At 72.1% G+C, this 12,986-nt stretch carries 10 protein-coding genes; 7 read left to right on the top strand and 3 right to left on the bottom strand.

The genetic code is table 11. The features are described 5' to 3' along the window. Nucleotides 1–119 precede the first annotated feature (119 nt). Nucleotides 120–497, top strand: a complete 378-nt coding sequence (locus tag ACIQVL_RS01290) for a hypothetical protein (protein WP_403473958.1) — start codon at nucleotides 120–122, stop codon at nucleotides 495–497. On the opposite strand, the gene ACIQVL_RS01285 is transcribed toward ACIQVL_RS01290, so the two are convergent. After that, a complete protein-coding gene (locus tag ACIQVL_RS01285) occupies nucleotides 433–1,272 on the bottom strand; it encodes a DUF4184 family protein (protein ID WP_403435066.1) in 840 nt (279 codons plus the stop codon). The genes ACIQVL_RS01290 and ACIQVL_RS01285 overlap by 65 nt on opposite strands. Before the next feature lie 313 nt (nucleotides 1,273–1,585). Here ACIQVL_RS01285 and ACIQVL_RS01280 point away from each other — a divergent pair, with 313 nt between their 5' ends. From ACIQVL_RS01280 to ACIQVL_RS01270, 3 genes are all read left to right on the top strand, one after another. Then, on the top strand, nucleotides 1,586–3,331 hold the full coding sequence (locus tag ACIQVL_RS01280) for a lytic transglycosylase domain-containing protein (RefSeq protein ID WP_403473957.1): 1,746 nt from the start codon (nucleotides 1,586–1,588) through the stop codon (nucleotides 3,329–3,331). A 153-nt stretch (nucleotides 3,332–3,484) separates the two neighbouring features. Continuing rightward, complete coding sequence (locus tag ACIQVL_RS01275) at nucleotides 3,485–3,619, top strand: SPW_0924 family protein (protein ID WP_403435070.1); 135 nt, start codon at nucleotides 3,485–3,487, stop codon at nucleotides 3,617–3,619. A 21-nt stretch (nucleotides 3,620–3,640) separates the two neighbouring features. Then, nucleotides 3,641–4,633 (top strand): DUF3068 domain-containing protein, encoded by a 993-nt coding sequence (locus tag ACIQVL_RS01270; protein ID WP_403473956.1) that lies wholly within the window; start codon nucleotides 3,641–3,643, stop codon nucleotides 4,631–4,633. On the opposite strand, the gene hrpB is transcribed toward ACIQVL_RS01270, so the two are convergent. Together hrpB and ACIQVL_RS01260 are read right to left on the bottom strand one after the other, a co-directional pair. Beyond that, nucleotides 4,623–7,100, bottom strand: coding sequence for an ATP-dependent helicase HrpB (gene hrpB / locus ACIQVL_RS01265; RefSeq protein WP_403473955.1), 2,478 nt, complete (start codon nucleotides 7,098–7,100; stop codon nucleotides 4,623–4,625). The genes ACIQVL_RS01270 and hrpB overlap by 11 nt on opposite strands. A 115-nt stretch (nucleotides 7,101–7,215) precedes the next feature. After that, nucleotides 7,216–8,064 carry a class I SAM-dependent methyltransferase gene (locus ACIQVL_RS01260; RefSeq protein WP_403435485.1) on the bottom strand — a complete coding sequence of 283 codons (849 nt, stop codon included), beginning with the start codon at nucleotides 8,062–8,064 and terminating at the stop codon, nucleotides 7,216–7,218. A 368-nt stretch (nucleotides 8,065–8,432) separates the two neighbouring features. Between ACIQVL_RS01260 and rpsA the strand changes: the two genes are divergently transcribed. The 3 genes from rpsA to ACIQVL_RS01245 all read left to right on the top strand — a co-directional run bounded on the left by rpsA (nucleotide 8,433) and on the right by ACIQVL_RS01245 (nucleotide 12,880). Beyond that, entirely contained in the window at nucleotides 8,433–9,929 is a 1,497-nt protein-coding gene (rpsA, locus tag ACIQVL_RS01255) for a 30S ribosomal protein S1 (RefSeq protein WP_093504378.1), read from the top strand. Between the two features lie 362 nt (nucleotides 9,930–10,291). Further along, nucleotides 10,292–11,818: a flavin monoamine oxidase family protein gene (locus ACIQVL_RS01250; protein ID WP_403435487.1), complete on the top strand. Its 1,527-nt coding sequence runs from the start codon at nucleotides 10,292–10,294 to the stop codon at nucleotides 11,816–11,818. A gap of 123 nt (nucleotides 11,819–11,941) precedes the next feature. Next, nucleotides 11,942–12,880 (top strand): PAC2 family protein, encoded by a 939-nt coding sequence (locus ACIQVL_RS01245; RefSeq protein WP_403435076.1) that lies wholly within the window; start codon nucleotides 11,942–11,944, stop codon nucleotides 12,878–12,880. Nucleotides 12,881–12,986: the final 106 nt, after the last annotated feature.

Here is a 12,986-nt window from a genome sequence, read left to right as displayed (position 1 = left end):
GAGAGGGGACAGGTGGCGGAGCGAGGGGGCGGGGCGGAGGAGTGGAAGGGGTGCTGACACGTCACTCGCGTGGACCCCGTCAGAACGCCCCGGTCTCCGCCACCGGCAAGGATGCGGCCATGGGTATACGTATGGTTCACCGCCGGACGCCCCAGAGCAGGCCGCCGGCCAAGGCCCGTTCCGCCTCTGCCTCCGCTCAGGCCACGGCGTCCCCGTTGGCCCCGGCGCTCGCGGCCGGCGCCAGCACCGCCCGCATCCCCGCCGACCTCGCCGTCACCGTCCGCCGGGCCGTCACCCGCCTCCGGCGCAGGCTCCGCGCCCGCCCCGACCTGCGCCAGTGGTTCGACCTCGCCCGCAGCTACCTCGCACTGCTCCTCACCGCACTCCCCGGCCCCCGCCGCCCCCGCACCATGACCGTGTTCGTGGCGAGCCTCACCGAACGGCCGAGGCACTCCGCCGCACGCCGTCGGCCGTCGGAGCCGGACGCCACACCCTGACCGCCACGGCGTACCCCAGCACCCCGAGCAGCAGCCCCGCGCCCGTTCCGAAGAGCACCGTCGGCAGCAGTTCCCAGGGCTTCGCCGCGGCCCCCCAGTACTCCCACCACCGCACCGCCCGCTGCACCGCCGCAAGCAGGGCGCAGCCGATGACTCCGGCGCCGGCCCACCACCGGTCCCGCACCGACAGCAGCGGCACCCCCACCGGCTCCCCGGCCGGCGCCCGCCGTACCGCGCGGACCGCGACCACGGCGACCACGGCCGCGCCGGCCGCCGAACTGCCGTACTGGAGCAGGGTGTACACCGGCATGCCCGCGAAGTCGTGGCCGATGGCCGGGACCAGCCGGGTCCCCCAGCGGTCGTGGTGCGTGAACGCGTCCCAGACGACGTGCGTGAGCCCGCCGAGCACGGCGGAGGCGTACCACCAGGCGGCCGTGCGGAGCCCGGCACGCGTGCGTGGCGCCCCGCAGCGCAGCAGCGCGGCCGTCCGCCCCTGGCGGGCTCGGGGCGCGAGGGCCACGAGGGGTTCCCGGACCAGCAGCCACAGCGCCACCAGTGCCCAGGCGAACAGCACGTCGACGGTGAGGACACCGGTGAAGGAGTGCGTGAAGTCGCCGAACTCCATCGCGTCCGGCACCGCGCTCGCCGCGTAGTAGGTGAGGTCGGGCGCGAAGGACCCCGCGACCAGCACCGCCGGGACCAGCCGTCCGCGTCCGGTCCCGTCGCCGCGCACGGCGGGCAGCACGGCGGCGGCATGGCTGAGAGTGAACGGCATCCGGGCCCCCTGGAGCAGTCGTCGGCCGGAGCGCCGAACAAGTGATCGCGTACGACAAGTATCCGCCACACCACCATCGTTCAACGGGGGATGGCCAACTGGTGAAAATCGGGCACCGGCGGGTGTCCGCGGAAGGGAAGTTGTCGTAGGGTCGCCTGGGTCGCCGCCCCGGCGTGCACGGCCGGATGCGCTACCTCACCACGCGAAAGAGGTAACAGGGGGCAACCACAGCACCGGGTCGACCGTCACACCAGGGGCGAGCGGACAGACGGAGACGGACGCTCAGAAGGCGTCCATGGGAGGGGTTCACCTTATGGCGGCGCAATTCGGCAGGCGGCTGCGCAAGGGAGCGGCGACGACCGCCGCGGCCGCGTTGGCGGTAGCGGCACTGTCCGCGTCCCAGGCACCGGGCGCCACGTCCGGAGACACGGGCAGACAGGCCAACGCCGGCGCCAGCACCTCCGCGCCCGACGGAGCCGGATCGGCCGACGGCGCCACCGGCAACTCGCCGTACTTCACGGACCTGCCGCCGCTCAACAGCCCGAACCCCGGCGCGAGTCCCACGGCCTCCTCGTCGAGCATCGGCACCGCCGTCTCCCGCGGGGATGCCGAGGCCGGCATCCCCGCCACCGTGCTCGACGCCTACAAGAAGGCCGAGGCGGAGCTGCGCGGCTCCAAGCCCGGCTGCAACCTGCCCTGGCAGCTGCTCGCGGCCATCGGCAAGGTCGAGTCCGGCCAGGCCCGCGGCGGTGACGTGGACGCCGAGGGCAACACCCTGCACCGGATCCTCGGCCCGCAGCTCGACGGCAACGGCTTCGCGCTCATCCCGGACACCGACGGCGGCAAGTACGACGGCAACGGCCAGTACGACCAGGCCGTCGGCCCCATGCAGTTCATCCCGTCCACCTGGGCGTGGGCCGGCCGCGACGGCAACGGCGACGGCGTCAAGGACCCCAACAACGTCTACGACGCGGCCCTCGCCGCCGGCCACTACCTGTGCCGCAACGGCTGGGACCTGTCCGTCCAGGCCGACATGAACAGCGCGATCCTCAGCTACAACAACTCGCAGGACTACCTCAACCTGGTCCTGTCCTGGTACGAGTTCTACCGCAAGGGCACCCACTCGGTCCCGAACGGCACCGGAACGTTGCCCACGCACCGCAGCGACGGCTCCACCGGCTCCGGCGATTCCGGATCCGACGGCTCCACGACGAAGCCGACCACCAGCGCACCGAAGCCCACCGAGCCCACGCCGAGCACCCCCAGCACGACGCCGACCGTGCCGCCCACGGCCACCGACACCGTGGACCACCTGGAGGACGCGGGCACCGCCACGCTCACGGCGACGGCCGGCGACGCGTTCGGCAAGCAGATCAGCACGCGCGCGGAGACCAAGGCCGGCCGGGCCGTCGCCAAGGTCCGGGTGCGCTTCACCATCGTCGGGGACACGGACGCGACCTTCAGCGGCGGCGAGAACACCGCCGCGGTCGCCACCGACAGCAAGGGCGTCGCCGTCGCCCCGGCACTCCAGGCGGGCGAGAAGACCGGCGACTTCACGGTCCATGCCAGCGTGGTCGGCCGCACGGTCAAGGGCGTCGACTACGACGCGACCGTCACCGCGCGCGCCGCCGACACCCTCGCCCTCGTCAACACCACCGCGCCGACCTGCGCCCCGGGCGGCGAGTTCACCGACCAGGTGCAGGCGAAGGCCACCTACCAGGGTGCCGTCGCCGACAAGGTCGCCGCCACCGCCACGCTGATCAAGTCGGCGGACGACACGAGCGAGAACGACAAGGGCCCCTACTTCAAGGACGCGAACGGCAACGCCGTCCGCACCCTCACCGACCTCCAGACGGACGCGGACGGCGGGCTCACGCTGCCCAAGCTGTACGCGGACGACACCACCGGCACGTTCCTGCTCCGCATCACCACCACCGGCGGCGCCACGCTCACCGTGGAACTGACGGTCGCCGCGGCCGACCCCTCGCCGAGCCCGTCACCGAGCGCCTCCGCATCGGCGTCGGCCTCCGCCTCCCCGAGCGCTTCCGCGTCCTCCTGACCCACCGCCGTACGACCACCAGGGCGCCCTCCCGCCGACGCGGGACGGCGCCCTCGTCGTCGTACGACCTGTTCTCATCTCACCCTCCCGTTGCTACGGTGCCCCCGGACCTGACGATCCATCAGGAAGTCGTCGGCCGTAGGGAGGTCCCGTATGCGTGCCCTGATCGCCGCCGCGACCGGTCTCGCCGTCGCGCTCGTCCTGGTGGTGACGGTCAGCGCCCTCGGGTCGCCGGACGGAAGGACGTCCCCGAAGCCGCTGCTCACGACGGTGCCCTCACACCCGTAACCGCCGCCCCGGGAGGCCGAGATGCGCCGCAAGGCCAGTCTGGTCCTGCTCGCCTTCGCCGTGTTCTTCGCCGCGCTGTCCCCGCTGCTGCGCTGGTACGCCTTCCCGCGGCTCGCCAAGATCCCGGCGAACCAGTACCAGGACATGGTCCTGGTGGCGAAGGACGCCACGCTCCTCGACTACGGCACCATGAAGGCGAAGAAGGTCCCCCAGGTCACCATCGTGCAGACCCTCAAGGGCAACGTGGCGGCCGCGCAGAAGATCGAGAAGACGGCGGGCCGGGACGTCGTCGTCTGGGACGGCCTGTCCTACGTCCAGGGGCCCGACGGCAAGATGGTCTCCGAGATCCCCGAGCGCTACATCTTCGACGCCCACAGCCAGGAACCCGTGCACGCCACCGGCGAGATGGTCGACGGCGACCCGGTGACCCGGGACGGCATCGAGTTCAAGTTCCCGTTCCTGACCGAGAAACGGGACTACGAGTACTTCGACGCGCAGACCCGCACCACCAACCCCATCCACTACAAGGGGACGCAGACCTTCCGGGGCGTCAAGGTCTACTACTTCGAGCAGACCATCCCCTGGACCAAGGTCCCCATGCCCAAGAAGCTGCCGGTGCAGGGCATCACCCCGGAGAGCATCGCCAAGACCGGCACCACACGGTGGTACACCACGGTCCGGAAGTTCTGGGTCGAGCCCGCCACCGGGGCGCCCGTCTACGGCGAGGAGATCCACAAGGAGGAGCTGCGCGGCGGCACCCTGCTGGGCGGCCGCGCCAAGGTGACGGCCTTCGCCGGCGACGTGAAGATGCGCGAGGACTACATCGAGAGCACGGTCGCCCTGGTCAAGCACAACCGCACCCTCGTCCTGATGCTGACCTCCTACCTCCCCTGGGGGTTCCTGTCCCTCGGTGTCGCCCTGCTCGCCCTCTCCCTCTGCCTGGAGGCCCGCGGCCGCCGCCCCGCCGACCCGGCACCGGCAGGCACCCCGGTCCCGGAACCGGTCAGCGCCTGAGCCGTGCGTTGGTGTGCCGGGTCGGCTCGGCCGTGGCGGGATCCTCGGGCCAGGGATGCTTCGGATACCGCCCGCGCAGCTCGGCCCGTACGCCCTTGTAGCCGTCCTGCCAGAACGAGGCGAGGTCGGCGGTGACCGCGGCGGGGCGCCCGGCCGGCGACAGCAGATGCACCAGCACCGGCACCCCGGCCACCGCGGGCGACTCCTGCAGACCGAACATCTCCTGCAACTTCACGGCGAGCACCGGCTGTTCGGGGGTGCCGTAGTCGACCCGGATCCGCGACCCGCTCGGTACGGCGATCCGCTCGGGCGCCAGCTCGTCCAGCCGCCCGGCCTCCCCGCCCGCCCACGGCAGCAGCCGCCTCAGCGCCTCCCCGGCGTCGATCCGCCCGAGATCGGCCCGTCGGCGGGCGCGGCCGAGCTCCGGCTCCAGCCATTCGTCCACGCGCGCGTGCAGCGCGTCGTCGGAGACGTCGGGCCAGGGCTCCCCGAGGTGCAGGTGCAGGAAAGCGAGCCGCTGCCGCAGCACGGCGGCGTCCGGCGTCCACCGCAACAGGCCGAGTCCTTCGCGCCGCAACCCGTCGAGCAGCGCCTCGCGTACGAGGGCGGGGTCGGCGTCCCGCAGCGGCCGCACCGCGAGCTCGATCGCCCCCAGCCGCTCCACCCGCCGCGCGACGACGTCCCCGTCGGCCCAGCGGACCTCCTGGTCCTCCGCGTACAGCGGGGCCGCCGCCGACCTGGCCGTGTCCTCGTCCACCACCGCGGCGAGCCGCACGCGCGCGTGTCCGCTGCCGACCGGACGGTCCGCCACGGCCACCGCGAGCCACGGCGCACCGCCCAGCGGGCTGCCCTCACCGAGCTCGGCCCGGGTGCCGGAGGCCATCAGATACGACCCGCCGTCGGCCCTGGCGACACGCTCGGGGAAGGCGAGCGCGGCGACGCGACCCACGGTGCGGTCGTCCACGCCGTCCGCCGAAGCACGCTCGCCGTCCGCCTTCAGCCTCCGTACCTCCGCGAGCCAGCGTCCGGCGTAGGCGTCACCGCCCCGCCGGGCAGCGCGCAGCGCGGCCGCCAGGTCGTCCCCGTACTCCCGCGGCGGCTCCTCGCTCAGCAGCGCGACCACCTCGGCGCCCCCGCCCGGGGTGTCCAGCAGCGCCCGCCCCAGCCGCGGATGCACCCCCAGCCGGGCCAGCCCTACCCCCCGGTCCGTCGCCCGGCCGGCGGAGTCGACCGCGCCGATCGCCGTCAGCACCTCCCGGGCCGCCGCCATCGCCCCGGCCGGCGGCGGGTCCAGCAGCGCCAGTCCGGTGGCCCCCGGATCGCCCCAGCAGGCCGTCTGAAGGGCGAACGCGGTCAGGTCGGCCACCCTGATCTCCGGGGCCGGAAAGGCCGTCAGGCGGGCATCCTCGGCCTCTGACCAGCAGCGGTACACCGCCCCCGGCGCCTCCCGCCCGGCCCGCCCCGCCCGCTGCCGCCCGGCCGCGCGGGACGCCCGTACCGTCGCCAGCGCGCTCAGTCCGCGCGCGTGGTCCACCCGCGGCTCCCGCGCGAGCCCCGCATCGACGACCACCCGTACGCCGGGGACGGTGAGCGAGGACTCGGCGACCGCCGTGGCCAGCACCACCCGGCGCCCGGTCCCGGGCGCCAGCACCGCGTCCTGGACGGCGGCCGGTGCCCTGCCGTGCACCTGGAGCACCGCCACGTCTCCCAGGTCGCCCAGCCGGCCCGCCACGCGCGCGATCTCGCCCACGCCCGGCAGGAAGCACAGCACGTCCCCGTCCCGCTCGGCCAGGGCCCGCCGCACCACCGACCCCACGTGCGCGAGCAGCGCCGGGTCGACCCGCATCCCGTGCGGCGGCCGGACCGGCCGGGCCGGTGGCGCCCACACCACCTCCACCGGGTACGGAACACCGGCCGCCGCGACGACCGGCGCCCCGCCCAGCAGCCGCGCCCAGCCCTGCGCGTCCGTGGTCGCCGACGCGGCCACCAGACGCAGCTCCGGCCGCAGCGTCTCCCGCACGTCCCAGAGGAAGGCCGCCACCGTGTCGGCGTCCAGATGGCGTTCGTGGCACTCGTCCAGGATCACGGCGTCGACGCCGGACAGCTCCTGGTCGCGCTGCAGGCGCTGCAGCAGCACACCGGTCGTGACGACCTCCACGCGCGTGTGCCGCCCCACGACCCGCTCGCCGCGCACGGTGTAGCCGACGCTCCGCCCGACCTGTTCGCCGAGCAGCCAGGCCATCCGGCGGGCCGCCGCGCGGGCGGCGATCCGGCGCGGCTCGGCCACCACCACCCGCCGTGTCGGCCCCTCGCCCAGCAGCCCGGCCAGTGCCAACGGCACCAGCGTCGTCTTGCCGGTGCCGGGCGGTGCCACCAGGACGGCGGTGCCGTGCCCGTCCAGGGCGTCGTGCAGGCCGGGCAGGGCCTGCCGCACGGGCAGCGCGTCCAGGGCGTCGTAACGGATCACGCCCCCTAGTGTCGTACGCCCCCGGGGAGGCCCGTACGCGCGCGTGCGCTTCACGCGTGCGCTTCAGCTGATCGCGCACGCGCGCGTGATCTTTTATCTTGTGATCTTGTGCCGCTCAGTCCCGCTCGCACACGAAGATCGCCGTCCCCGGGATGAGATTGCCGCGCAGCGGGGACCAGCCGCCCCATTCGGAGGTGTTCCAGGCCGGCCACTCCGGCTCCACCAGGTCGACGAGCCGGAGACCCGAGGAGGCGATGTCCCGGACCCGGTCGCCGAGCGTCCGGTGGTGCTCGACGTAGACCGCGTGGCCGTCCTCGTCCTGCTCGACGTACGGCGTCCGGTCGAAGTAGGAGGCCGAGACCGTGAGCCCTTCGGGGCCGGGTTCGTCCGGGAACGCCCAGCGGACCGGGTGGGTCACCGAGAAGACGAACCGGCCGCCCGGCCGCAGCACGCGGCGCACCTCGCGCAGCACCAGCCGCGGATCGGCGACGAAGGGAAGCGCCCCGTACGCCGAGCACACCAGGTCGAAGGAGGCGTCCGCGAAGGGCAGCGCGCCCGCGTCCGCACAGACCAGGGGAAACGATCCGCCGATACGCAGCGCGTGCTGGAGCTGGCGGTGCGACAGGTCCAGGGCCACCGGCCGGGCGCCCTGGGCGGCCAGCCAGCGCGCGCACTGGGCCGCGCCGGCTCCGATCTCCAGGACGTCCTTGCCCTTCAGCTCCTCCGGGGGGCCGAGCAGCTCCGCCTCCACCTCGTCGAGGCCCTCGGGACCCCACACGAAACGGTCGTCGCCGAGGAACGTGCCGTGCTCGACCTGGTACTCGTCGGCGTTGCGGTCCCACCAGCCCCGGTTGGCCCGGCTGCTCTCCGCGACCCCGGCGGCACGCCGGGTGGCTTCCGGTTCGGCCTCGGCGCCGGCCGTCGCACCGGCCGCTTCCAGGTCGAACGAATCGGGCTCTTGGATGATCGGCTCCCTCGTCGTACTCTTCCGTGCAACCCCGTCACGGGCGTGTCACGGACGAGGTGTTTCAGGCGTGCGTGGCCTGGTGGGACGTTTCTTGTGCCGGGTATGCGGTGTTCCGCCCCGGGTGTGCGCCTTCGCGCATTGACCCTGCCCGGCTGCCCCCGTATGCTACAAGTTGCGCTGCGGGCCTGCGCACCTCAGACGTAGCAGGCTGCGCTCGCATCTGTTGTATGTCCCCTCGGTTGTCGAGGCGCCACCAGTGGTTTCAGGTGGCGCTTCCTAGGCTGTCCGGCTTCTACAGAGCGAAACAGGCTCCCGGCGTAAGCAGTACCTACGACTTCAATGTCCGTACCGGAGCCCTTTCTCACATGACGAGCAGCACCGAGACCACCGCCACCACCCCGCAGGTAGCGGTCAACGACATCGGTAACGAGGAAGCCTTCCTCGCCGCGATCGACGAGACGATCAAGTACTTCAACGACGGCGACATCGTCGACGGCGTCATCGTGAAGGTCGACCGGGACGAGGTCCTGCTCGACATCGGTTACAAGACCGAAGGTGTCATCCCGAGCCGCGAGCTCTCGATCAAGCACGACGTCGACCCCAACGAGGTCGTCGCCGTCGGTGACGAGATCGAGGCCCTCGTCCTCCAGAAGGAGGACAAGGAAGGCCGCCTGATCCTCTCGAAGAAGCGCGCCCAGTACGAGCGCGCGTGGGGCACCATCGAGAAGATCAAGGAAGAGGACGGCATCGTCACCGGTACCGTCATCGAGGTCGTCAAGGGTGGTCTCATCCTCGACATCGGCCTCCGCGGCTTCCTCCCGGCCTCCCTGGTCGAGATGCGCCGCGTCCGCGACCTCCAGCCCTACGTGGGCAAGGAGCTCGAGGCGAAGATCATCGAGCTGGACAAGAACCGCAACAACGTGGTCCTGTCCCGCCGTGCCTGGCTGGAGCAGACCCAGTCCGAGGTCCGCCAGACGTTCCTCACGACCCTCCAGAAGGGTCAGGTCCGCTCCGGTGTGGTCTCCTCGATCGTCAACTTCGGTGCCTTCGTGGACCTGGGTGGCGTCGACGGTCTGGTCCACGTCTCCGAGCTGTCCTGGAAGCACATCGACCACCCGTCCGAGGTCGTCGAGGTCGGCCAGGAGGTCACCGTCGAGGTCCTCGACGTCGACATGGACCGCGAGCGCGTCTCCCTGTCGCTGAAGGCGACCCAGGAAGACCCGTGGCAGCAGTTCGCCCGGACCCACCAGATCGGTCAGGTCGTCCCGGGTAAGGTCACCAAGCTGGTTCCGTTCGGTGCGTTCGTCCGCGTGGACGAGGGCATCGAGGGTCTGGTCCACATCTCCGAGCTGGCCGAGCGCCACGTGGAGATCCCGGAGCAGGTCGTCCAGGTCAACGACGAGATCTTCGTCAAGGTCATCGACATCGACCTCGAGCGCCGCCGCATCAGCCTCTCGCTGAAGCAGGCCAACGAGTCCTTCGGTGCCGACCCGGCCTCGGTCGAGTTCGACCCGACCCTGTACGGCATGGCCGCGTCCTACGACGACCAGGGCAACTACATCTACCCCGAGGGCTTCGACCCCGAGACCAACGACTGGCTCGAGGGCTACGAGAAGCAGCGCGAGGAGTGGGAGCGCCAGTACGCCGAGGCGCAGCAGCGCTTCGAGCAGCACCAGCAGCAGGTCATCAAGAGCCGCGAGGCCGACGCCGCTGCCGCTGCCGAGGGCGGCGACGCCGCGGGTGCGGCTCCGGCCGCCGGTGGCGGTTCGTACTCCTCCGAGGGCGCCGACACCTCCGGTGCGCTGGCCTCGGACGAGGCGCTGGCCGCGCTGCGCGAGAAGCTGGCCGGCGGCCAGAGCTGATCGCAGGCCGCTGGGCCTAGCCGGTAACTGAGGGGCCGCACCTTTCGAGGTGCGGCCCCTTCGTGCGGTCCGGATGCACTGCGGCTTCGTGCGGTCCGGTCGCACTTCGGCCGGCGGCCGGTGCGGGCCGGGCGCGCAGTTCCCCGCGCTCCCAAGGGAGTTGATGGCCGTCGCGCTCCCGACCGTCGAAACGTGTGGGATACACGAACAGCCGCCGGGCCGTAACGCGGCGCTGGGACGCTTCCCCGGTCTTCGTTCAAGATCGGAAGGGGAGTCGCGTCATGACACAGCCTCAGTACGGGTCGGGGACGAGCCGGCGGTCGTTTCTGAGAAACGTCGGTCTCACCGGTGGCGCCGGCGCCATGTTCGCCACCATGGGAGCGCTCGGTCTCGCCCCCACCGCCCAGGCCGCCCAGCGCGAACAGCCGTTCCGGGCGCCCAGCGCGAGCGACTTCACCCTCACGGGGCGCGCCGCGGCCAAGGTCGTCGTCCTCGGCGGCGGCATCGCCGGCCTCGCGACCGCCTACGAACTCGGCAAGGCCGGCTACGACTGTACGATCCTGGAGGCCAGGGACCGCACCGGCGGACGCAACTTCACCGTGCGCGGCGGGGACTCCACCACCGACCTGTACGGCAACACGCAGACCGCGCGGTTCGCCGACGGCCACTACATGAACGCCGGGCCGGCCCGGATCCCGCAGTGGATGATCACCCTCGACTACTGTCGCGAACTCGGCGTCCCCATCGAGGTGTTCACGAACGTCAACGCCGACGCGTACCTGTACAACGAGTCCGCCGGCATGACGAAGCCCGAGCGGTACCGCACCGCCAAGGCCGACGTGTACGGCTACGTCTCCGAGTTGCTCGCCAAGGCGACCGACAAGGGCGCGCTGGACGGGGCGTTGACGGCCACCGACCAGGAGCGGCTCGTCGAGTTCCTCAAGGACTGGGGCGAACTCGGCGACAAACTGACCTACGAAGGCGGTGAACGGCGCGGATACACGACCGTACCGGCCGCCGCAGGCACCCCCGGTGTGCTCCTCGGCGACGTCCCGACCGCCTCCGCGGTGCTCGCGAGCGGAGTCGGGCGCTACTTCTCCTTCGAGTTCGGCTTCGACCAGGCGATGCTGATGTTCCAGCCGGTCGGCGGCATGGACCGGATACCGAAGGCGCTCACCCGGGCGATAGGCGACCGGCGCATACATACCGGAGCCGTCGTCTCCAGGATCACCGACACGGGTCACGGCGTCACCGTGACGTACACCCAGGGCGGCCGTACCAGGGCCGTCGAGGCCGACTACTGCGTGGCGGCCATGCCGCCCAACATCCTCGCCAAGGTCCCGCACAACCTGGGCTCCGGCGTGCAGAACGCCCTGGCGGCCGTCACCCCGTCGTCGGCCGCCAAGATCGGCCTCGAATACCGCTCCCGCTGGTGGGAGCTGGACCACCGCATCTACGGCGGCATCACCGAGACCGACCAGGACGTCACCCACATCTGGCACCCCTCGTACGGCTTCCACGGCGAACGGGGCGTACTCATCGGCTACTACAACTACGACGACGACGCCGACTCCTACGCCAGGCTCACCCCGGCCCAGCGGGAACGGCGCGCGGTCGCCGCCGGAGTGAAGATCTACGGCGACAAGTACCGCACCGAACTCGCTTCCTCCTTCTCCCACCACTGGCGCCAGACACCGCACCTGGAGGCCGCCTGGCACGACACCCCCGGCGGCCCCGACGACGCGCGCTACAAGCCCCTGACCGAGCCCGCGGGCCGGGTCTGGTTCGCCGGCGACTGGCTCAGCTACACGGACGCCTGGCAGCACGGCGCGTTCAGCTCCGCACGCAAGGCGGTGACGGCGCTCCACGCGCGCGTGATGACGGCCTGACTCCGGTACCAGCAGGCCTCCCGGTATGAGAAGGCGGTGAGAGGGGCCTGTTCGGTGGGGCGGCGGGAATGCCTGTGGCCAGTGCCGCGTTGACCCGTACGAACACGAGGAGGAGCGGTCACAGTGCTTGATCCGCAGGGTTTGTACGCATGGGAGCCGAAGGGGCTGGCCGTCGTCGACATGGCGCTGGCCCAGGAGTCGGCCGGTCTTGTCATGCTCTACCACTTCGACGGATACATCGACGCGGGCGAGACCGGCGACCAGATCGTCGACCGGCTGCTCGACTCGCTGCCCCACCAGGTCGTCGCCCGCTTCGACCACGACCGGCTCGTGGACTACCGGGCGCGCCGCCCGCTGCTGACCTTCAAGCGGGACCGCTGGACCGAGTACGAGGAGCCCAGCATCGAGGTCCGCCTGGTGCAGGACGCCACCGGCGCCCCGTTCCTGCTGCTGTCCGGCCCCGAGCCGGACGTCGAGTGGGAGCGCTTCGCCGCGGCCGTACGGCAGATCGTGGAACGGCTCGGCGTCCGCCTGTCCGTGAACTTCCACGGCATCCCCATGGGCGTCCCGCACACCCGCCCCGTCGGCCTCACCCCGCACGGCAACCGCACCGACCTGGTCCCCGGACACCGCAGCCCCTTCGACGAGGCCCAGGTGCCCGGCAGTGCCGAGTCGCTGCTCGAATTCCGCCTCATGGAGGCCGGGCACGACGTCCTGGGCGTCGCCGCGCACGTGCCGCACTACATCGCCCGCTCGCCCTACCCGGACGCCGCCCTGACCGTCCTGGAAGCCGTCACGGCCGCCACCGGCCTGGTCCTCCCGGGCATCGCGCACGCCCTGCGCACGGACGCGTACCGCACCCAGACGGAGATCGACAGCCAGATCCAGGAGGGCGACGAGGAGCTGACCGCCCTCGTGCAGGGTCTTGAGCACCAGTACGACGCGGCCGCGGGCGCCGAGACCCGGGGCAACATGCTCGCCGAGCCGGTGGAGATCCCCTCGGCGGACGAGATCGGCCTCGAGTTCGAGCGCTTCCTCGCGGAGCGGGAGGGCGAGAACTGAGACCCGCACCGCGCCCGCACGTGACCACGCACCGGCCGGGGCCCGCCGCCCCCGGCCGGTGCGACGGCGACCGGGCCCTGTCCCGGCCGGTGTCGGTGGCAGGGCC

The organism is Streptomyces sp. NPDC090499 (genome assembly GCF_044769305.1).
GTDB lineage: Bacteria > Actinomycetota > Actinomycetes > Streptomycetales > Streptomycetaceae > Streptomyces.
Note: the sequence above shows the minus strand (reverse complement) of the source record. Positions and strands in the feature narration are given on the sequence as shown.

Excerpts from the sequence above, each read along its gene's own strand:
- ACIQVL_RS01280 (WP_403473957.1), top strand. The coding sequence starts at position 1,586 with ATGGCGGCGCAATTCGGCAGGCGGCTGCGCAAGGGAGCGGCGACGACC.
- ACIQVL_RS01270 (WP_403473956.1), top strand. The coding sequence starts at position 3,641 with ATGCGCCGCAAGGCCAGTCTGGTCCTGCTCGCCTTCGCCGTGTTCTTC.
- rpsA (WP_093504378.1), top strand. The coding sequence starts at position 8,433 with ATGACGAGCAGCACCGAGACCACCGCCACCACCCCGCAGGTAGCGGTC.
- ACIQVL_RS01250 (WP_403435487.1), top strand. The coding sequence starts at position 10,292 with ATGTTCGCCACCATGGGAGCGCTCGGTCTCGCCCCCACCGCCCAGGCC.
- ACIQVL_RS01290 (WP_403473958.1), top strand. The coding sequence starts at position 120 with ATGGGTATACGTATGGTTCACCGCCGGACGCCCCAGAGCAGGCCGCCG.
- ACIQVL_RS01275 (WP_403435070.1), top strand. The coding sequence starts at position 3,485 with ATGCGTGCCCTGATCGCCGCCGCGACCGGTCTCGCCGTCGCGCTCGTC.
- ACIQVL_RS01285 (WP_403435066.1), bottom strand. The coding sequence starts at position 1,272 with ATGCCGTTCACTCTCAGCCATGCCGCCGCCGTGCTGCCCGCCGTGCGC.